This window comes from Sphingomonas sp. AX6 (genome assembly GCF_902506605.1).
Classification (GTDB): domain Bacteria; phylum Pseudomonadota; class Alphaproteobacteria; order Sphingomonadales; family Sphingomonadaceae; genus Sphingomonas.
In genome coordinates this window covers 121,284-141,157 of record NZ_LR733979.1, presented here as the reverse complement: position 1 = coordinate 141,157, position 19,874 = coordinate 121,284, and the positions used below count along the sequence as shown (strand labels likewise).

At 65.7% G+C, this 19,874-nt stretch carries 15 protein-coding genes and 2 pseudogenes; 3 read left to right on the top strand and 14 right to left on the bottom strand.

Going from position 1 to position 19,874, the window contains the following annotated elements:
- Nucleotides 1–59 precede the first annotated feature (59 nt).
- The 3 genes and pseudogenes from ENHY17A_RS00680 to ENHY17A_RS14660 all read left to right on the top strand — a co-directional run bounded on the left by ENHY17A_RS00680 (nucleotide 60) and on the right by ENHY17A_RS14660 (nucleotide 2,603).
- A complete protein-coding gene (locus ENHY17A_RS00680; RefSeq protein WP_236547675.1) occupies nucleotides 60–1,460 on the top strand; it encodes a pectate lyase family protein in 1,401 nt (466 codons plus the stop codon).
- A 30-nt stretch (nucleotides 1,461–1,490) separates the two neighbouring features.
- Nucleotides 1,491–2,222, top strand: a pseudogene (locus ENHY17A_RS14665) (ThuA domain-containing protein); the annotation flags it as partial.
- A 36-nt stretch (nucleotides 2,223–2,258) separates the two neighbouring features.
- Nucleotides 2,259–2,603, top strand: coding sequence for a cupin domain-containing protein (locus tag ENHY17A_RS14660; RefSeq protein ID WP_236547991.1), 345 nt, complete (start codon nucleotides 2,259–2,261; stop codon nucleotides 2,601–2,603).
- Nucleotides 2,604–2,746: 143 nt separating this feature from the next.
- Here ENHY17A_RS14660 and ENHY17A_RS00670 read toward each other — a convergent pair whose 3' ends face one another.
- The 14 genes and pseudogenes from ENHY17A_RS00670 to murC all read right to left on the bottom strand — a co-directional run bounded on the left by ENHY17A_RS00670 (nucleotide 2,747) and on the right by murC (nucleotide 19,835).
- The gene (locus ENHY17A_RS00670; protein ID WP_159709303.1) at nucleotides 2,747–4,297 is read right to left on the bottom strand and encodes a carboxylesterase/lipase family protein; all 1,551 of its coding nucleotides are present in this window, start codon (nucleotides 4,295–4,297) and stop codon (nucleotides 2,747–2,749) included.
- A 4-nt stretch (nucleotides 4,298–4,301) separates the two neighbouring features.
- Nucleotides 4,302–5,315, bottom strand: coding sequence for a sugar kinase (locus tag ENHY17A_RS00665; RefSeq protein WP_159709302.1), 1,014 nt, complete (start codon nucleotides 5,313–5,315; stop codon nucleotides 4,302–4,304).
- Between the two features lie 85 nt (nucleotides 5,316–5,400).
- A pseudogene (locus tag ENHY17A_RS00660) lies at nucleotides 5,401–5,690 on the bottom strand (SDR family oxidoreductase); the annotation flags it as partial.
- Between the two features lie 159 nt (nucleotides 5,691–5,849).
- Nucleotides 5,850–7,004, bottom strand: a complete 1,155-nt coding sequence (locus ENHY17A_RS00655; RefSeq protein ID WP_159709301.1) for a DUF1501 domain-containing protein — start codon at nucleotides 7,002–7,004, stop codon at nucleotides 5,850–5,852.
- Nucleotides 7,005–7,008: 4 nt separating this feature from the next.
- The gene (locus ENHY17A_RS00650; protein ID WP_159709300.1) at nucleotides 7,009–8,502 is read right to left on the bottom strand and encodes a DUF1800 domain-containing protein; all 1,494 of its coding nucleotides are present in this window, start codon (nucleotides 8,500–8,502) and stop codon (nucleotides 7,009–7,011) included.
- Between the two features lie 222 nt (nucleotides 8,503–8,724).
- Nucleotides 8,725–9,927, bottom strand: coding sequence for a deoxyguanosinetriphosphate triphosphohydrolase (locus ENHY17A_RS00645; RefSeq protein ID WP_236547674.1), 1,203 nt, complete (start codon nucleotides 9,925–9,927; stop codon nucleotides 8,725–8,727).
- An 85-nt stretch (nucleotides 9,928–10,012) separates the two neighbouring features.
- On the bottom strand, nucleotides 10,013–11,944 hold the full coding sequence (locus ENHY17A_RS00640) for a CHAT domain-containing protein (RefSeq protein ID WP_159709299.1): 1,932 nt from the start codon (nucleotides 11,942–11,944) through the stop codon (nucleotides 10,013–10,015).
- Between the two features lie 395 nt (nucleotides 11,945–12,339).
- A complete protein-coding gene (gene ftsZ / locus ENHY17A_RS00635) occupies nucleotides 12,340–13,845 on the bottom strand; it encodes a cell division protein FtsZ (RefSeq protein WP_159709298.1) in 1,506 nt (501 codons plus the stop codon).
- A 123-nt stretch (nucleotides 13,846–13,968) separates the two neighbouring features.
- Entirely contained in the window at nucleotides 13,969–15,228 is a 1,260-nt protein-coding gene (gene ftsA, locus ENHY17A_RS00630; RefSeq protein WP_159709297.1) for a cell division protein FtsA, read from the bottom strand.
- Between the two features lie 31 nt (nucleotides 15,229–15,259).
- A complete protein-coding gene (locus tag ENHY17A_RS00625) occupies nucleotides 15,260–16,150 on the bottom strand; it encodes a cell division protein FtsQ/DivIB (protein ID WP_159709296.1) in 891 nt (296 codons plus the stop codon).
- Nucleotides 16,147–17,085, bottom strand: coding sequence for a D-alanine--D-alanine ligase (locus tag ENHY17A_RS00620; protein ID WP_201296321.1), 939 nt, complete (start codon nucleotides 17,083–17,085; stop codon nucleotides 16,147–16,149). The genes ENHY17A_RS00625 and ENHY17A_RS00620 overlap by 4 nt, the downstream gene beginning before the upstream one ends.
- 145 nt (nucleotides 17,086–17,230) lie before the next feature.
- Complete coding sequence (gene murB, locus ENHY17A_RS00615) at nucleotides 17,231–18,103, bottom strand: UDP-N-acetylmuramate dehydrogenase (protein WP_159713950.1); 873 nt, start codon at nucleotides 18,101–18,103, stop codon at nucleotides 17,231–17,233.
- A gap of 107 nt (nucleotides 18,104–18,210) precedes the next feature.
- Complete coding sequence (locus ENHY17A_RS00610; RefSeq protein ID WP_159709295.1) at nucleotides 18,211–18,408, bottom strand: hypothetical protein; 198 nt, start codon at nucleotides 18,406–18,408, stop codon at nucleotides 18,211–18,213.
- Nucleotides 18,405–19,835 carry a UDP-N-acetylmuramate--L-alanine ligase gene (murC, locus tag ENHY17A_RS00605; RefSeq protein ID WP_159709294.1) on the bottom strand — a complete coding sequence of 477 codons (1,431 nt, stop codon included), beginning with the start codon at nucleotides 19,833–19,835 and terminating at the stop codon, nucleotides 18,405–18,407. The genes ENHY17A_RS00610 and murC overlap by 4 nt, the downstream gene beginning before the upstream one ends.
- Nucleotides 19,836–19,874 lie beyond the last annotated feature (39 nt).

Here is a 19,874-nt window from a genome sequence, read left to right as displayed (position 1 = left end):
TAGCGACATTGTTACGAACAACGGCCCGTGTCAAGAAGGGTCAACCAATAGGAGAGACGATGATGAAATGGCTCGCGACCGTAGCCTTTATGGCAACGATCCCCGCCCTTCCCTTCGCCGCGCAGGCCGAAGTGAGCGATCGCTCATCGCCGAATCCGGCGGTACAGAATGCGGGGAAACCTGCGTTTCCTGGTGCCCAGGGTTGGGCTGCGGCCACGCAAGGGGGGCGCGGCGGAAGCATCATCCGAGTTACCAATCTCAACCCCGACGGCCCCGGATCGTTCAAGGCGGCGGTCGAAACCAAGGGTCCGCGCATCATCGTGTTCGAAGTCGGCGGCGTGATCGACATGGGGATGACCGCGCTCGACATCACCGAACCCTATCTGACCATCGCCGGTCAGACCGCGCCGTCGCCCGGCGTCACCTTCATCCGCGGCGGGTTCGATGTGAAGACGCACGACGTCATCATTCGTCATATCCGTATTCGTCCCGGTGCCGATGGCGGTGCCAAGCGGTCGGGATGGGAGCCCGATGCGCTATCCACCGTCGGCGCGCGCAACGTGATCGTCGATCACAGCACCATGACCTGGGCGCCGGACGAGAATCTTTCGGCTTCGGGGCCGCGCTTTACCGGCGATACGGTCGAGGAATGGCGCAAGGGCACCAGCCACAACATCACCTTCAGCTACAATCTGCTCGCAGAAGGGCTGGCCGATTCGACCCATCCCAAGGGCGAGCATTCCAAAGGCTCGCTGATCCACGACAATGCCACCGGCATCCTGATCTATCGCAATATCTACGCCCATAATGTCGAACGCTCGCCATTGTTGAAGGGCGGGGTCCATGCCGCCGTGGTCAACAATTTCATCTACGACCCCGGCACGCGCGCGGTGCATTACAACCTGATGGCGCTCGAATGGGCGGGCGTGCCGTATCAGCTTGGCGAACTCTCGGCGGTCGGCAACGTGATGCGCGCAGGCCCGTCCACCGACGATAGCCTGCCGTTCATGATGCTGGGGGGCGATGGCGACCTGCGCTATCACGCGCGCGACAACATCGCGGTCGATAAATATGGCGAACCGCTTCCGCAATTCGGCCGCTACGGCGTCACCAAAGCGAAGCTGATCGAGGCGAGGCAGCCGGTGGTTTGGCCACAGGGACTGCCGGTCATGCCCGCCGCCGAACTGGAAACCTATCTGCTCGCCAATGCCGGCGCGCGGCCCTGGGACCGTGATGCCGACGATATCCGCGTGCTGTTCTTCATCGCGGAAGGGCGCGGGGAAATCATCGACGACGAAAAGGAAACCGGCGGCTATCCCAAGCAAAAGCCGACCAAGGCGCCCTTCATCGACGCCGACTGGAATCTCGACACGATGGAGCCGAAATCGGGTCGCTATCCGGGACAAAAAGGCCCGATCCAGGAAAATCAAAGCGCCCGCGATGCGCAAATGCGGCGATAAGGGTAAAGGAACGACCCGACAGGAGGGGTTATGCTGGCAAGACTGATCGCCTTATCTGCGGCCGCATGGCTACTCATCGGCGCGGCACCGCAAGTGGCGTCCGTGCCGCCTGCGCCATCGGTGCTGATCTTCAGCCACACTACCGGCTATCGCCACGCGTCGATCGAGCCGGCGACTGAAGCGATACGCGCGATCGCAAAACAGGAAGGCTTGCTGGTCGTCGCTAGCGAAGACCCCGCGCTGTTCGACGATCCCGCCGCACTCGCCCGCTTCGACGCGATCGTCCTGCTCAGCAACACGACCAAACCCGACGATCCAGCCAGCGAATGGTGGCTCGGCGCGCGTCGCGACGCGCTCCAACGCTTCGTGCGCGACGGCGGCGGGATCGTTGCCATCCACGCGGCGGCCGATTCGCACCATCACTGGCCGTGGTACACGCGGATGATCGGCGGTCGCTTCGCCCGCCATCCAGACGGCACGCCCGAGGGCGCGGTCACGAAAACGCCCCGCGCCCACCCCTCGACCGCCCCCCTCCCCGACGCCTTTCGGATCGAGGACGAATGGTATTGGTTCGCCGACCTGTCGCCCTCGGTCGATATGCTGCTGACGCTCGACCCGGCATCGATCGGGGAGAAGGACCCCAATCCCGTCGCGCTTGCCTGGGCACACCGGTTCGAAGGCGGGCGCGTCTTCTATACCGGGCTCGGTCACCGCCCGGAAAGCTGGGCCGATCCTCGCGTCCTGGCGCATGTGCGCGGTGGCCTGGCCTGGGCTGCGGGCACGGCCAAGGCACCCGCGATGGTGGTCATCGACCAGCGCGACAAGGTTCGCGACGAACCCCCACCGCACGGGGCGATCGGCATGAGCACCGCCTACCGCATCTCCGACGCCGTGCCCGCGCGCACGATGGAATTCCGCCGCCGCGACCTGCATGTCGGTGCTGCGATCGGCATCCACCCCATCGACCATGACGAGGTGTATTACGTGCTGGCGGGCGAAGGCGATGTGACCTCGGACGGCGTCACCCGGCGGTTGAAACGGGGCATGGCGGCGTATCTCTATACCGGTGCCGAAGTCGGTATCCGGCAAGTGGGGAGCGAGCCGCTGTCGCTGATCATCAGCTATCCGATTTCGGAGAAATAGGGCGTTTTCACCCCATAACCGTCACCCCGGCCGAAGTGCCGGGGTCTACCGACCGGCAAGCGTGCGCTCGAAATGGTTACAACACGCTAGCGGCTAAGTGGACCCCGGCACTTCGGCCGGGGTGACGTAAGCTGAGGAAATGCTCAGCTCCCCGGCTGGATATACTGAAACCGCGAGAACAATTCGCGCTCCCAGCCGCGCGGATCATTCTCCACCCGAACCTTGGCATCGAACATCATCGTCTGCCGTTCGCCCAACGTGTGCCGCGGCCAGCGGGGCAGCCCCGCCCCGTTCGGATCGCCGCGCGCGGCGTGCGCGACGAATGCCTCCATCATAGCCTGCGACAAAGCTCTCGCCGCGCGCCCCGTCCCGCTTTTCGATCCCGACGCGTCGAGCGTCCCGAACACGAACGGAATATCGTCGGTATGCGCCGCACCGCGCAAGCGATCGACCGGCGACTGCAAATCGAATCGATAGACCCACGCCGGTGCCCCCGCCCGTGCCCGCTCCTCAGCCTCGATCACCTGCCCGCGCCAGCTGCGCCCCGCCGTCGTCGCAGCGTAGAACAGGTCGGCAGGCGACATCGCGGGATAGCGCGCGCGAAACTCGGCCACCACCCATTCGGGATGCGCGTCGAGCCGAAGCTGCGGCGTCAGCCGCGCGGCCAGATTGTCCCAGGCCAACCCCTGCATCGCAGGTCCGCGCGGATCGATAAAGGCGCGCGTTTCGTCCTTGGTATTGCCAAGGATCAGCGGGATTGCATTCCCTTGCGGATGCGCGTCGGGCCAGAAGGGATGGCGCGTCAGCCACTTCATGTCGAGCACCGGCCCCATATAGACGCCGCCGCCCAGAATCGGATCTTCGGCCTCCAACCCCTCGATCAATCGCTCGACGGGCATGTCGATCAGATCGCCGGGCCGTGCCTTCAACCGCGCGAGAAACGCCTCCGCCCGCCGCGTCGCATTGAGCGGCCCGGACGCCGTCACCTGCTGCCCGCTCATCGTCGCGGCCGAATGAAACAGTCCCCTGGCGGCAGGCGTCGCCATCAGCGTCGCGATCTTCGCGCCGCCGCCCGATTGCCCGAACACCATCACCCGCCCCGGGTCGCCCCCGAACCCGGCGATATTGTCGCGCACCCATCGAAGCGCGAGGATCAGGTCGAGCTGCCCGGCATTGCCGCTATCGGCAAAGCCCTTCGCGAGCCGGTCGAGATAGAGATAGCCCAGCGCATTCAACCGGTGATTGACGGTGACGACGACCACGTCCTGCCCGGCCAGATGCTGGCCAAACACCAGCGGCTCGATCACCGTCCCACCCGAATAGGCGCCGCCATGGAAATAGACCATCACCGGGCGGCTGGCGCGCGCATCGGTGCCGGGGGTCCAGACGTTGAGGAACAGGCAATCCTCGCGCTGCGTCAGGTCGCTGCCGCCGCGCTGCGGGCAGGACGGGCCGAACTCGGTCGCCTGTAGAATGTCGCGGACGGGCTTCGGCGCGACCGGTGCCTGAAACCGGCGGCGGCTCATATCCGCACCGTAGCGGATGCCACGAAACACCGAGAGATTGCCTTCGCGCGTGCCCTGCCAGCGCCCGGACTTGCCAGTTGCAACCGGATCGCCGCGCTGCGCCCCGGCGGCGAACGGGACCAGCGACAGCCCCGCGCCCAACCCCAGCACCGCTCGCCGATCGACCATCGCGTTACCTTCTCACGTCCAGCCCGCCTTCGAGAAAGGCGTCGATGTCGGTACGCCGGAACAGGCTCGCATCGCCGGGCAACGAATGTTTCAGGCACGCGACCGCGAGACCGGAGCGCACCGTATCTTCCAGCCCCTGCCCCGAATGAACGCCGTGCAGGATGCCGGTCGCGAACGCATCGCCCCCGCCGATCCGGTCGATGATCCCCGCGACCACCACTTCGTCGGTCTGAAAACCGCGCTCGCGCGTATCGACCCGCGCGGCGATGCGGTGGCGGTCGGCGTCGTCAACATGCCGCGCAGTGGACGCGATGCGCTGGAGGTTGGGGAAGGCCGCGAACGCCGCTTCCGCCGCCTCGCGCCGACGATCGGCACCATCGCCCGAAAATTCGCGCCCCAGCAACAGCGAGATGTCGCGGTGATTGCCGAACAACAGGTCGGCCAGGCTCACCAGTTTCGTTAGCACCGACTTCGGATCGCTATCCCACGCCTCCCACAACCGCGCGCGGTAATTGCCGTCGAACGACACCGCGATGCCCTTCGCCTGTGCCGCTTCGGCAGCGGCAATCGCGGCGGCGGCGGTCGCAGGGCCAAGCGCAGGCGTGATCCCCGACAGATGCAGCCGCGCCGCGCCGTTGAGCAATGCGTCCCAATCGAACGCATCGGCGGGTGCCTCGGCAAAGGCCGACGCGGCGCGGTCATAGACGATGTCCGACGCGCGCAAGCCAGCACCCGGCGAAAGGAAATATAGCCCCATCCGCCCGTCGCGCAGTTGTACCCCGGATGTGTCCACGCCCTGCGCGCGTAAGGCGGCGATAGCCCCGCGTCCCAGGGGATTGTCGGGCACCGCGCTGACCATGGCGGTCGGGTGGTCGAGACAGGCCAGCCCGATCGCGACATTCGCCTCCGCCCCGCCGACATGCACGTCGAGCCGCCCCGACTGCATCAACAACTCGCGCCCCGGCGCGGTGAGGCGCAGCAGCAATTCCCCGAAACAGACGATGCGGCCTTTGGTCACTGACTTCTCCCCGTTCGAACGCTTCGAACCTCTAAAGAGAAGGAAGGTGCTTCGACAAGCTCAGCACCAACGGGGCGGGTAAAGTTCACCTTGCCAGCCACCCGCCATCGACGGCGAGGATGTGGCCCTGGACGTAGCGCGCGGCGTCGGACGCGAGGAACACCGCGGCCCCGCCAAGGTCGCTTGGCTCGCCCCAGCGCGCGGCGGGGATGCGGTCCATGATCTGGCGGTTGCGGGTCTCGTCGGCTTGGAGGGCGGCGGTATTGTTGGTCGCGATATATCCCGGCGCGATGGCGTTGACGTTGATGCCCTTTGCGGCCCATTCGCAGGCGAGCAGCTTGGTCAGCCCGCCAATCCCCGATTTGGACGCGGTATNGAAGATTCGGCAAATTCGCTCGACTGCGCCCTCCCACCTCCCGTTCGTTTCGAGCGAAGTCGAGAAACGTGGGCTGAACGCTTGTGACACGTTTCTCGACTTCGCTCGAAACGAACGGCATTTTGGGGGAGTGCAACTCAGGAAAAGGGCGGCTCGCGCTAAGCTAATCCCTCAATCGCACGCGCCTTGGGGCTATCCGGGAACAATGCCGTCATCGCCCGCGCCGGGTCCAGCCCGTAATGCGCCGTTACCGCGCTCGATATGAATGCATCCAGCCCCAGCGTCGGCTTCAAATCGCGACCTTCGTAAAGCGCGGCCTGTCCCAATCCCGGCCAGTCGGACAGGATGCGCCCGCCCTTTACCGCGCCGCCGACCAGCATCGCGCTTGCACCCGTGCCGTGATCGGTGCCGCCGGTGCCGTTGACCGCGACGGTGCGGCCGAATTCGGTCGCGACGAGGACCATCGTTTCGCCCCAAGCATCCCCCAGCCCGGTCTGCAAAGCGCCGACCATCGCGTCGAGCCCGCGCAACTGCGCGCCGATCCGCGCGCGCTGGCCAGCGTGCGTGTCCCAGCCGCCGGTTTCGATCATCGCGATCCGCGCGCCGTTGTCGGGCAGCATCAGTCGCGCCGCCAGCGCACCCGTCGCCGCGGCGTTGCGCCCATTGTCGGCGGCGAGATCGCCTGCGAGCAGCCGCGTCGCGGTCGCCTGTTCCCAGATGCCGTGAAGCTGTGCGTCGCCTTGATATAGCATGGCGACGCGCTGGAGCACATCGTCCGACGCATCGGGAAGGTTGGAGGGAGCATAGGACGCGACCTCGCGTTCGCCGCGAAGCGCCATCGGCACGGTGGCGGCGACCGCGATCGCGCGCGCGCTTTCGCTCGGCAGCAGCCCGAGCATGCGATTCATCCACCCGTCCTTGCGCGCATAGGCCCGGTTGCCGCCCGATTCGAGGACGTTCTGCCCGTCGAAATGCGACCGGTCGCGATAGGGCGAAGCGATGGCATGCGCGAACAGTGCCTGTTTGGATTGATAGAATTTGGCCAGCCCGCCAAGCGACGGGTGCAGCGCGAACATCGGATCGATCTTGTGCGCGGCGCTGCCCGCGAAATCCTCTGCCAGCGCAGCCCGAATGCCCGCGAACGCCGGATCGCCGATTGGCGCGAGCGTGGAAAGGCCGTCTGCCGCACCGCGCTGGATGATGAAGACGAACCGCTTGTTGGTCGCCGCCTGCGCGAACGCCATGCGCGGCGCGAAGCCGAGGGACAGCGCGCCTGCCGCACCGCCCAGGATGAATTTGCGTCGATCGAACATGGCGTTACCTCCGCAGCATTTCAGGGGAGACGAGCATCAGCGCCAGACCCTGCGCAGGACTTTCGGCGCGCGAAATGGCTTGCGCGGTCGCATCGGACAGCGCGTCGGGGAACAGTTGCGCGGCGCGGGCGCGGGGATCGACATCGCCCCGGATTTGTGACGCGATGCGCTCCGCAGCCTCGACCCGGCGCATCAGCGCGTCCGGCCCCGCCCAACTTGCGGCGATGTCGTCATAGCCGGCCGGCGAACCTGGCCGCCACACTGGCTGGCCAAGCTGGTTGAGCAATCCGGTCATCGCCTGCCCGTCAACCGATTGCGCACCCAGCGCCCGCATCGTCGATACCGACCATTCCCATGGCGTCCTGAACTTGGGGGCGCCCGCCGCCCAGCTTTCCGGCGCATCGATCAACGCGCGATAGACGGTCGGCAGGTCGCCGCCCGAAGACAGAAACGCGCGTTCGAGTTTGGCAACCAGCGGCGCGGGCGGGGTGTCGCCCGCGAAATGGCGCGCCAATTTGGTCGCGACGTGTTTTGCGGTGGCGGGATGCGTCGCCAGATCGGCAAGCACTGCGTTCGCCTGTGCCACGCCCTGCTGATCGTAGCGTTTGCCGAGGATCGTGCGCGCGCCCGGTTCGTGGATACGAGCAGCAAAGACGAATTCACCGGGTTCGCCCCGCGTCCCCGCGATCCGCGCGGCCTGACCATTGCCGATACCCGCAACCGTCCAGCCGGTCATCGCGCGCGCGAATTCGGTGACGTCGGCCTGCGCATAGCCGCTGCCGACACCCATCGTGTGCAACTCCATGATTTCGCGCGCGAGATTCTCGTTGAGCCCGACCTGGCGGCGGCCCCGGTTCGCGACCTGTTGCCCCAGCGGGCTATCCGGCCCGACCGATTGCGCCTGATCGAGATAGAGCAGCATCGCCGGATGGCGCTCCACCGCCATCAGCATATCCGCGAACTTGCCAAGCACATGCGGACGGATCGCGTCGAACTCCATCGTTCCCGCCAGTCCGACCACCGTCAGCTTGTCGGCGGACACCGCGAAGTGGTTGGCCCAGAAATGCACCAGCCGTTCGACGAAGGGCGCAGGCGTGCGCATCGTCGCCTCCATTCGCGCGCCCACCGCATCGATATAGTGGCCGCGCCCGTCGGCTCGGGTTTCGCGCGCAGCTTCCATGCGGAGCGATCGCATCGCGGGGTTACGCTGGCGCTGGCCGGGCATCGCCGCGGGTTGCATCGTCGCGGGCGCATCAGCTTGAATGGTTGTGCTCTGGCCGCCCGCTTGAAACAACTGCATCCGGCCCTGGCGGAGTTGCTGGAAATAGTCGGCGAGGCCCTGTGCGACCATCGCGGTGGTCGGCGCGGTGGCGATCGCGGGCGGGCGCGGTTCGTAACGGTTTAGCTGGTCGAGCAGCCAGCGCTTCGGGTTTTCGGGCGCCACCTCTCCCGGCCTGCCACCGAGTCCGAAGCGATTAAGGGCAATACTGGCTTCCATCGCGGACACCTTTCCCGTGTTCATCCAGGAGGATGCGCTTCATTTGTCGCAGAATTATGCCCGGAAAGCGGTTTGTCGTGGATTTGGGACGGCTGGGCGTGGTTCAAATGATGTCGTAAAAATTGTGGCATCGCCGTTTTCACTCGTCATTCCCGCGACGGCGGGAACCCATAACCCATGTCGGCGGCAATGCATTCCCGCCTCCGCGGGAATGACGGGGAATCAAAACCCCTCAGGCAACTCGATCTCTCCCACGACCTCGCGGTAACGCGAGACCGCATAACGATCTGTCATGCCAGCGATGAAATCGGCGATGTGGCGGCTGCGATCGGGTTCGCTATCCGGCAAGCGGTCGCGCCATTCGGGGGGCATCGTCGCCGGGTCGGTGGCATAAGCGGCGAACAATCCCGCCACCACCACCCGCGCCGCATCGGCTGCCGCAAGCTGGCGCGGATGGCGATAGAGATTGGCGTACATGAAACGTTTCAGCTCGCGCTCGGCGTCGCGCATTTCCTCGGAAAAGCCCGATAGGCATCGCCCCGCCCCACGAATGTCATCAGCGCACTCGACCTTCGCGTCGGCCAACCGAGCCCGCGTTTCCTCGATCAGGTCGTTGACCATCGCGCCGATTTGCGACCGCACCAATTCGCCGACTAGTCGCTCGCTTGCGATGTCCGGAAAACGCGCGCGCACCTGGTCCCAGCCGCGCGCGATCAGCGGGACCGCCATTACCTGATCGTGCGTCAGCAGCTCGGCGCGGATACCATCGTCGATATCGTGATTGTCATACGCAATGTCGTCGGCGATCGCCGCGACCTGCGCCTCCAGCGACGAATGCGCCGTCAGGTCGAGCGGGAAATCGGCATCCTCCGCCGCCAGCGCCCAGCCAGGTTCGAACACCGGGCCGTTGTGCTTAGCAAGCCCCTCCAGCGTTTCCCAACTGAGGTTCAACCCCGGCCACATCGGATAGGGGCAATCGAGCCGGGTCAGCGCCCGCAGCGTGTGCCCATTATGGTCGAAACCACCCGCCCCGCGCAACGCATCCTCCAGCGCCTCCTCACCGGCATGGCCGAACGGCGGATGGCCGATATCATGCGCCAGGCACAGTGCCTCGGTCAGGTCCTCGTTCAGCGACAGCGCGCGCGCGACGGTGCGACCGATCTGCGCGACTTCCAGGCTGTGGGTCAGCCGGACACGGAAGTGATCGCCATCGGGGGCCAGGAACACCTGGGTCTTGTGCCGCAACCGGCGAAAGCTGATCGAATGGATGATGCGGTCGCGGTCGCGCTGGAACGCGTCGCGCGGGCCGCGCGCGGTCGTGTTTTGTTCCTCGTGGCGGCGTCCTTTGCTCGCGTCCGGGTGGGAAGCCCAGGGCGCCAGATTTCTGGGAGCCGCACCGGCCCACTCCCCCACCCGGCCTGCCACTAAGATACTGCCGCTGGGAGGCCGGGTGGGGGAGTGGGCCGGTGCCGCGTCCGCGTGAGCGGACCCAAGCAGGCTTTGCGTTGCATCAGCGGTTGAGCGTTTCGATCTTCTGGCCCGCTTCGCTTTCCCAGGCGAAGGCTGAAATTCCGTCTTTTGCGATTGCGTTCACGAAAGTCTGCGCCTCACCGGAAGTCTTGAATGGACCTGCCAGCAGGCGGTTAGTCGCGCGAAGGGGCGTCGTCCAGCCCTGCTTTCCCTTGAACGCGGCGGGCGATTGCTTCGCCAGCCGGTCCCAGTCCTTGTATAGGTCGGCGGCGCGTGCTCCGCCTGCGACCTGAACCCAGTGGCGTGCGGGGTCCGCGGGTGCGGCGGGCTTCTTCGCTGCGGGCTTGGGCACCGGTTTTGCGGTCGCCTTAACCGCAGGCTTTTCGACAACCTTGGCTGGCGGCGGAGTTTCGACCTTCTCGATCGAAGCGGGTTCGGACTTCGGCTCCGGCGCTGCCGCGATCGGCTCTGCGATGCCAGGCGCTGGCGCTGAACCGGGCATCGGCGCAACGCCGAGTTCGGAACCGGGCACCGAAATGCCGCGCATGATCCGGCCGATGACATCGTCATTGTCGCCGACCACCCGCGCATTGGCGGGAGCGGTCACCGTCGCTGGCGATACCGCAGTCCCGAATGCCGGTTGCGGTGCGCTGGCGGTGGGCGCTGTCGTGGCAGCCATGCTCGGCGGCATCTCCAGCGCGCGCTCGGCCGGACGAGTGAGGCTAAGCACCCCGCGCGAATCGGTAGACAGCCGCGCGCCGACCGGACCCTCGTCCGACGAAGCGGCCAGCGTCACGCCCGGTGCGGAAGCGCTGGGTACGGCCTGCACCATCGCGCCCGGCGGTGCCGCGACCGACGACGGACCCGAGGGCACGATCGACGCAAGTTGCGCAAGCGCGGCATTCGACTGGCGGGCGGACGGCGCAGGCGTCGGGGCCGGACGCTCGGCGGCGGCAAGCTGAACCGGTTCGCGCACGTCGGTGACCACCGCGGCGCGCACTGCGCTTTGCGGGTCGCGGGTGGCGCGCCGCGACGCACGATTATCGGCCATCTGGGTACGTTCGCGCGCGCGCGCGTTGCGGGTGGTGCGTGGTTCGACGCGGGCCTCCGCCTCGCGGCGCGCAGTGCCCGCATCGGCAAGCATCGTCGGTGTCGATGCCTGCGCGCCCATCGGCGGGGCCATGCTGGCGTCGGCCATGCGCTGCGGCGTGCGCTGCAACTGGCCGAAATGCCCGGCAAAGGCACGGTCGCCCGGCGACAATGCAGGCAAGCGGCGGAAGAAGGGCGCGAGGTTCGGCCCGAAGCCCGGCATCATGCTCGCCGCGATCCGGTCGGCCATCGCGAAGTCGCCGTCCATCGCGACCACCATCGCCTGTACCCGCCATGCCTGACGATCATTGGCGCGCAGCATCGTGTCGAGCAGCCGTGCCGCTTCTTCGCGCTTGCCGCTGATCCCCAACGACAGCGCCAGTCGCCGCGTGATCTCGTCGTCGGACCCGCGCGACAATGCCAGCCGGTAATCGGCCTGCGCATTGGCAGGATAGCCCATCAGGTCGTACGCCAAGCCGCGGTCGTCTGCGTAGTCGGCGGGCGAAAGCCCCAGCCGCTCGGCCTCGGCAAAATACTTAAGCGCCTCACCTGGCCGCTCCATCGCCACCAATGCACGACCGCGACCGGCGGCAATGCGCGGATTGCGCGGATCGATTCGCTCGGCACGGGCAAAGAATTGCATCGCCGCCGCACCGTCACCCAGCTTGGCGCTCGCTTCGCCTGCACCGATCAGCGCGCGAAGGTTGCCAGCGTCTGCCGCAAGCGCACGCATATGCGATGCAAGCGCATCGGCGGTCGGGGTCGATGTCGGCGCGATCATCGCTTGTGCGGCGGCCATCGACGGCGCGGCCACCCCGGCCAGCAGGGCCAGCGCGATCACGTACCGGCGGATACCGGGGCGGATTCGGGTCGGATGTGTCATGGTTACCGACCCTTAGAGCGGTTCGCGCCTGAACCAGCAATGACAAGGATCATGCGCGTCGGCCAACCGAGCCGAGGGGGCGACGAGGTGTGAGGTTGCGGGGAAACCGGGTGCCATCGGTGCATTCTCTTTGAGAATGATGATGCCGGATAAAACACTATTCCATCATTCATCGCCTTCGAGGAAGTGATAAAACAGGGCGGCTAATCGTTAGCCGTCAAGCCGTGACCTCCCACCGTTTGTTTCGAGCGAAGTGGAGAAACGTGATCCAGGCTTAGGGGGCGTTTCTCGACTTCGCTCGAAACAAGCGGAAAGGGTACGGGTCACCCCCTGCTCCCCACGCAAAAAGGCCGGGCGTAGGCCCGGCCTTTCGCATTTCAACCCGGTGCGGGGATCTACTGGTTGTTCTGGCGGTGCAGGAAGCGCGGGATGTCGAGCGGATCGCGCTCTTCGCCCTCACCGCTGCGCGCTTCGCGGCGGGTCGCGGCTGCCATGCGTTCGAATAGCGTGCCGCCTGCCGATTTGGAAGTGGGGAGCGGTGCCGGTGCCGCTTCCTCGTCGGCATTGTCATCACTGCCGCTCAGCCAGTTGCGCGACGGGGTTTCCTCGCCCAGCACGGCATCGTCGATGAAGCTGGCAGCGGGCTTGGGCGCTTCGGCGGCCTCTGGCACGACCGCTTCGCCACCTAACAGCAATTCGTCGCCCTCATCCGCCACGTCGGGATCGACGAAGCTGGGCATCGGCGCGGCATCTTCGCTCCCCTCGGGCGCATCGAGATGGAGCGGGGCGTCATCCTGTTCCGCTTCGCTGGCGGTGGCTTCCGAAGCGACCGTGGCTACCACTGGAGCGGCCGCCTCGCGACGCGGACCGCCGAACGAGAAACTGCGCGTCTGGGCCGAATCGCGCGCCTGAACCGGCACCGCGACCGCGCCTTCGTCGGCCTCTATGCCGGTCGCGACGACCGACACGCGGATCTTGCCTTCGAGGTCAGGATTGAATGCCGAACCCCAGATGATGTTGGCGTCGTCGTCGACCAGCTCGCGGATGTGGTTTGCGGCTTCATCGACTTCGAGCAGGCGCATGTCTTCGCCGCCGGTGATCGACACGATGACGCCCTTGGCGCCCTTCATGCTGACGCCTTCAAGCAGCGGGTTGGCGATCGCCTTTTGCGCGGCTTCGATCGCGCGCGTGTCACCGCTCGCTTCGCCGGTGCCCATCATCGCCTTGCCCATTTCCTGCATCACCGACCGCACGTCGGCGAAATCGAGGTTGATGAGGCCAGGCATGACCATCAAATCGGTGATCCCACGAACGCCCTGTTGCAGGACTTCGTCCGCCATTTCGAACGCTTCCTTGAAGGTCGTATTCGCATTGGCGATCAGGAACAGATTCTGGTTCGGAATGACGATCAGCGTGTCGACGTACTTCTGAAGCTCCTCGATGCCGCTTTCGGCGGCTTTCGAGCGACGCTTGCCTTCGAACGCGAACGGCTTGGTCACGACGCCGACGGTCAGGATGCCCATCTCACGCGCGGCCTGCGCGATGACGGGTGCCGCACCGGTGCCGGTGCCGCCGCCCATGCCCGCTGCAATGAAGCACATATGGCTGCCCTCGAGCGCCTTTTGCACCTGATCGATGGTTTCTTCCGCAGCGGCGCGCCCGATTTCGGGGCGTGCGCCCGCGCCCAGCCCTTGCGTGATGTTCGCGCCCAGCTGGATACGCTGCGGTGCCGAGGATTGCTTCAACGACTGCGCGTCGGTGTTGGCGACCAGGAACTCGACGCCCTGGACCTCTGCCCGGATCATGTTGGCGATGGCATTGCCCCCAGCGCCACCAACCCCGATCACCGAAATGCGCGGCGTCAATTCATCGACGTCGGGCGGAAGGAATTCGATCGTCATTTCTTGAAATCTCCCCGCGTGCCGCCTGATACGCCGACGACACTAGATATAGCGTAATTGCCCCGTGTTGCACGAACGACCCCACCGACTCTAGTAGCAAAGTAACGATGCGGAAGCATAATCTTAATAATTCGTTTTGATCGCGGTCATCAGTCGTTTGAACATCGTCGTCGGGCTTGGCCGGGTCACGACCTGATGCGCCGATTGCAGGCTGCGCAGGTCGACCGGATCGGCCGCCGCAAACATGGCAAGTCCGGCGAGCGTCGCAAAGGCCGGACCCCCATGCGCTTCGGGCAAAGCGGTCAATCCGCGGGGTCGACCGATCCTGACGGTGCGCCCCAGCGCCTGTTGCGCATAATCGGCAATCCCTTTCAGTTCGGCGCTGCCGCCGGTCAGCACCACTTGCCGCCCGACGGGGTCGTCGAAGTTGAGCTTGCGCAGTTCCTTCTGGATCTCCGCCATCAACCGGTCGAGCCGCTGGCGCACGGTGGCGATCAACTGCGCACGGGTGATGCGCGTGCCCTCGACACCTTCCTCGGCATTGACGGGGGCGACGTCGATCATGTCGTGGTTGTCGCGCGGGCTCATATTGGCAGAGCCGTAGAAACACTTCATCCGCTCGGCATAAGCGCGCGAGGTGCCGAACGCCGCGGCGATATCGTCGGTAATGTCTGCGCCGCCGATCGGGATGGAGGCAAGCCCGGTCAGCACGCCGCCCTGGAACACCGACACATTGGTCACGCCCGCGCCGATTTCGATCAACGCCGCACCCAGTTCGCGCTCTTCTTCGGAGAGGCACGCAAGCCCGGTCGCAACGGGGGCGGCGATGATCGATTTCACGTCGAGATGCGCCGACCGCACTGAAAGGTCGAGGTTGCGGACTGGCGAGCCGTCGGTTGCGACGACATGGATTTCGACGCCAAGCCGATCGGCGTGAAGCCCCAGCGGCTGCTTCACCCCCGCCAGCCCGTCGAGCAAATAGCGGGTTGGCTGCGCGTGCAACACCATGCGTCCTGCCGGGTCGATCGCGTTGCGCCCGGCCTTGAGCAGCTCGTCGATGTCCGATTGCTCGACCCGGTGCCCGCCCAGATCGACCTCAAGCTTGACGATGTCGGAAATCAGCCCGCCTGCGGAAAAGCTGACCCAGACATTCTCGATGTTGAACCCCGCAATCTGTTCGGCCTGTTCCACCGCCTCGCGCACCGCAATTTCGGTCGCGGTCATGTTGGCGATGTAGCCGCGCTTCACGCCGCGGCTCTCGCGCTGGCCGGTGCCGAGCACGACCAGTTCGCCGCCATCGCCCTTTTGCGCGATCAGTGCCGAAACCTTCGACGATCCGATGTCGAGGACCGTGATCAACCCCTCGGGTGCCGTTTTCGCCATTTCCCCAAACTTCCCCAAATGCGGCAAATACTCAGCCGCCACCTTCACCTGAAATCTCGCGCGTCACCTGGTTCGGCATCCGCACCACCAGCCGCGTCGGATCGCGCATGTCGAATCGCACATATCCGCGCCCCAGCAAACCCTGCGTCCCGTCACGGCGTGCGAATTCGACCAAAGCCTTGGCCGATTCCTGCTCGCCTTCAGGCAGCGCCAGCACTTCGCCCGATTCGAAGCGCAAGTCCCAGCGGCGGCTGCCCACCCAGGTCGCAGCGGTGACTTGCGGTTTCAGCGCAGGCGCGGCGGCGATCAGACGTTGGAACGCCGGCTCCTGTGCGTTCGCCCCCTCCCCGATCACCAGCGGCAGATCGGGCATCGCGCTAGCGGCGACCGGCTCCAGCAGCACGCCAGTCGCATCGATGAGCATCAACTGGCCTTCATGTTGCCAGATCGCTGCCGGCTCTCGCTCGACGATGTCGATCACCAGCGTATCGGGCAGGCGGCGCGAAACGCGCGCGTCCGCGATCCATCCATAATCGAGCAGCCGTTCGCGGACCTGATCCAGATCGACCAGCGGCATCGCCCGCGATTGCTGGTCGAGCGCGATGGCATAGACCGACATGCGCTCCATCCGGTCGATGCCGGTGACCTCGATTTCCTTGACCTTGAATCCCGCGCGCCCGATCCCCTCGGCCATCGCCGTACCCGCCGCGCCCAGCGCGCCGGTGACCGACGCGATCAGCAATGCGACTGCGCCGACAAAGCCCAGGATCGACCAGGTCGCGATCTTCCTGAGTGTCGCTTCGTCAAAAGGCAGCGCGGCGATGGCGTGGTCCATCATCGATGCCTTGCGCGCGCGCGACCGCTGCGGCCGCCGCTTGGGGCTGACCTTCTTTCGAGCGGAGGGGCGGCGCGCTGCGCTCATGTCGCGGGCGCATCCTTCATCGCTTCATCGACGATGCGCTGGACCAACTCGGGATAATCGATGCCGCAATGACGCGCCTGTTCGGGGACAAGGCTGAGCGGTGTCATGCCGGGCTGCGTATTCACCTCCAGCAGGAATAGCCCATCGACGCCGCGTTCATCGTCCCAGCGGAAATCGGAGCGCGATGCGCCCTTACAGCCGAGCAGCCGGTGCGCTTCGACCGCGAGCGATTTGCACGCCTCGGCGATGTCGTCGGGAATTTGCGCGGGGAAGACATGCTGGGTCAGCCCATCCGTATATTTGGCGTCGTAATCGTAGAAACCATTGCGGACGATCAGCTCGGTCACACCCAGCGCCTGATCGCCCAGCACCGCCGTCGTCAGTTCACGCCCGCGAATGAAGGGTTCGGCGAGCAATTCGTCGAATTCCTGCCAAGGGCCTTTCGCCTGCGCCGAGATCGGGCTGCCCATATTGCCTTCGTCGGTGACGATCGCGACGCCGACCGACGAGCCCTCATTGACCGGCTTCAGCACATAAGGCCGGGTCATCGGATCGCGCTCGAACAGGTCGGCCGATTTGACGATTCGCCCGCCGGGCATCGGAATGCCGTGCGGCACCAGCGCTTGCTTTGTCAGCACCTTGTCGATCGCGATGACCGAGGTAACGAGGCCCGAATGGGTATAGCGGATGCCCATCAGGTCAAGCATCCCCTGTACCGTCCCATCCTCGCCAGGCGTGCCGTGCAGCGCGTTGAACACAATGTCCGGCTTCGCTTCGGTCAGCCGCGCGGCAAGGTTGCGGTCCATATCGATCCGCGTGACCCGGTGCCCGCGCGATTCCAACGCGTCGGCAACGCCCGCGCCCGACATCAGCGACACCTCCCGCTCGGCGGACCAGCCGCCCATCAGGACCACGATGTGCAGGGGATGCGCCATCAATTCCTCCCCCACCGGGGGAGGTGGCAGCGCGAAGCGCTGACGGAGGGGGTCTGCCACACAGCGCAACTCCCGCGGCCAACCCCCTCCACCATGCTACGCATGGTCCCCCTCCCCCGATGGGGGAGGAATTCACCCGAAACACTCACGCAATCACTCCAACTCTCTGAATTTCCCACTCCAATTCCACCCCGCACGCCGCCTTCACCCGTGCGCGAACGTCATCGCCCAGTCCCTCGATATCGGCGCTGGTCGCATCGCCGGTGTTGATCAGGAAATTGGTATGCTTCTCGCTCACCTGAGCCCCGCCGCGCGTCAGCCCGCGACAGCCCGCCGCATCGACCAGCCGCCACGCCTTGTCGCCGTCGGGGTTCTTGAAGGTCGACCCCCCGGTCTTGCTGCGTAGCGGTTGCGATGCCTCGCGCGAGGTGGCGATGCGATCCATCTCGATCTGGATATCGGCAGGCTCGCCAGGTGAACCGCGAAAGGTGGCGGAGACGACCACCGCGCCCTCGGGCAATTCCGAATGACGATAGCTATAGCCAAGCGCATCGACCGCCAGCGTCCGCAACTCGCCCGAGCGCAGCACGACCTCGCATTCGACCAGCACATCCGCCGTCTCGCGCCCGTAAGCACCGCCGTTCATCCGCACGAAACCGCCGACCGTGCCGGGGATCGAGCGCAGGAATTCGACGCCAGCAATGCCCGCGTCGCGCGCCTTGGACGACACGAGGATGCCGCTCGCCCCGCCGCCGCATTTCAGCGCTGTCGCATCGACCTGCTCAACGGTGGCGAATGCCTTGCCCAGCCGGATCACGACCCCGCGCACCCCGCCGTCGCGGACGATCAGGTTCGAGCCGAGTCCGAGCGCCATCACCGGCGTCTGCGGGTCAAGGTTGCGCAGAAAATCCTGGAGGTCGGCCACATCCTTTGGCTCGAACAGCCACTGCGCAGCGCCGCCCGATTTGAACCAAACCAGAGGGGCAAGCGGGGCATCCGCCGTCAACTTCCCCCTGATCTCGTTCCTTTCGAGCGAAGTCGAGAAACGCTCGCGAGCGCCGGACTCACGTTTCTCGACTTCGCTCGAAACGAACGGAGAATGCGGCGCAGAGGTAGCGGAGCCACTCACTTCTTCACACCCCACAGCCCGGCCCAGGCCTTCCACGCCGCCATATTCGCATCGGCGGCTTTCTGGCCCGCTACCTGAAAGTCGGTCATCTGCTTGCCCGCATCGAGCATCTTTTGCGCGGCATCGACCTGCGCCTGCTGCGCGCGCAGAATTTCGCGCTGCATTTCGATCGCGGTGGAGAACCAGTCGCTCATGCCGCGACCTTCCGCTGTGCGTTCACCGCATCAGCCAGGCCCGCCGCCCATTTGGTGATGTCGCCCGCGCCCAGACATACGATCAGGTCACCGGGCTGCGCCTGATCGGCCAGCACCCGTGCGAGCGCATCCGCATCAGCGACCGTCTCGACCGCGCGGTGGCCGCGTTCGGCGGTGCGCGCGACCAAGGCCTCCGCATCGACCCCCTCGACCGGCGCCTCACCCGCGGCGTAGACCGGGGTCACATAGACCTGATCGGCGTCATTGAACCCTTGCGCGAAGTCGTCCATCAGATTGCCCAGCCGCGAATAGCGATGCGGCTGAACCACCGCGATCACGCGACCGGTTGCACTCTCCCGCGCCGCCGACAGCACTGCACGGATTTCGACCGGATGGTGGCCGTAATCGTCGATCACGATCGCCGGGTCCGCGCCGTCGAAGCCAACCTCGCCTACCTTGGTGAAGCGGCGTTTGACCCCGCCAAACTGTTTGAAGCCGGTCTGGATCGTCGCGTCGTCGATACCCATTTCCAGCGCGACGCCGACCGCGGCCAGCGCATTCTGGACATTGTGCCGCCCCGCCATCGGCAGGTCGATGTCCTCGATCGACCGCGTGGTGCCGTCGCGGTGGCGGATGATCGCCTCGAACCGGTTGCCGCCCGGATAGGGCTGGACGTTGACGCCCCGCACATCGGCGCTGGCGGCGAATCCATAGGTCACGATCCGCCGGTCACGGACGCGCGGGATGATCGCCTGAACCTCGGCATGGTCGAGGCACAGCAACGCCGCGCCGTAAAAAGGCACATTCTCGACGAACTCGACATAGGCGTCCTTGGCGCGCTCGAACGAGCCATAATGGTCGAGATGTTCGGGATCGATGTTGGTGACGACCGCGATCGTGCCGTCCAACCGCAGGAAACTGCCGTCGCTCTCGTCGGCCTCGACCACCATCCACTCGCTGTCGCCCAGCCGTGCGTTCGATCCGTACTGGTTGATGATTCCGCCATTGATGACGGTCGGGTCGATATTGCCAGCATCGAGGATCGCGGCGATCATGCTGGTCGTCGTCGTCTTGCCATGCGTGCCCGCGACCGCGACGGTCGATTTCAGGCGCATCAGTTCGGCGAGCATTTCCGCGCGGCGGACCACGGGAATGCGGTTTGCATAGGCGGCCTCGACTTCCGGATTGCCACGCTTGATCGCAGTCGACGTGACGACCACCGCCGCGTCGCCCAGATTGGCCGGATCCTGCCCGATGGCAACGGGGATGCCGCGCTTGCGCAGCCCCTCGATCACATAGCTGTCGGCGGCGTCCGACCCCTGAACGCTATAACCCATATTGTGCATCACCTCGGCGATGCCTGACATGCCGATCCCACCGATGCCGATGAAGTGGATCGTGCCGATATCGGTTGCAACACCTTTCATCGGATACCTCCGATGAAAGGTGTTGCCTGTCCTGAGCTT

Excerpts from the sequence above, each read along its gene's own strand:
- ENHY17A_RS00680 (WP_236547675.1), top strand. The coding sequence starts at position 60 with ATGATGAAATGGCTCGCGACCGTAGCCTTTATGGCAACGATCCCCGCC.
- ENHY17A_RS14660 (WP_236547991.1), top strand. The coding sequence starts at position 2,259 with ATGGTGGTCATCGACCAGCGCGACAAGGTTCGCGACGAACCCCCACCG.
- ENHY17A_RS00670 (WP_159709303.1), bottom strand. The coding sequence starts at position 4,297 with ATGGTCGATCGGCGAGCGGTGCTGGGGTTGGGCGCGGGGCTGTCGCTG.
- ENHY17A_RS00655 (WP_159709301.1), bottom strand. The coding sequence starts at position 7,004 with ATGTTCGATCGACGCAAATTCATCCTGGGCGGTGCGGCAGGCGCGCTG.
- ENHY17A_RS00650 (WP_159709300.1), bottom strand. The coding sequence starts at position 8,502 with ATGGAAGCCAGTATTGCCCTTAATCGCTTCGGACTCGGTGGCAGGCCG.
- ENHY17A_RS00640 (WP_159709299.1), bottom strand. The coding sequence starts at position 11,944 with ATGACACATCCGACCCGAATCCGCCCCGGTATCCGCCGGTACGTGATC.
- ftsZ (WP_159709298.1), bottom strand. The coding sequence starts at position 13,845 with ATGACGATCGAATTCCTTCCGCCCGACGTCGATGAATTGACGCCGCGC.
- ftsA (WP_159709297.1), bottom strand. The coding sequence starts at position 15,228 with ATGGCGAAAACGGCACCCGAGGGGTTGATCACGGTCCTCGACATCGGA.
- ENHY17A_RS00625 (WP_159709296.1), bottom strand. The coding sequence starts at position 16,150 with ATGAGCGCAGCGCGCCGCCCCTCCGCTCGAAAGAAGGTCAGCCCCAAG.
- ENHY17A_RS00620 (WP_201296321.1), bottom strand. The coding sequence starts at position 17,085 with ATGGCGCATCCCCTGCACATCGTGGTCCTGATGGGCGGCTGGTCCGCC.
- ENHY17A_RS00610 (WP_159709295.1), bottom strand. The coding sequence starts at position 18,408 with ATGAGCGACTGGTTCTCCACCGCGATCGAAATGCAGCGCGAAATTCTG.
- murC (WP_159709294.1), bottom strand. The coding sequence starts at position 19,835 with ATGAAAGGTGTTGCAACCGATATCGGCACGATCCACTTCATCGGCATC.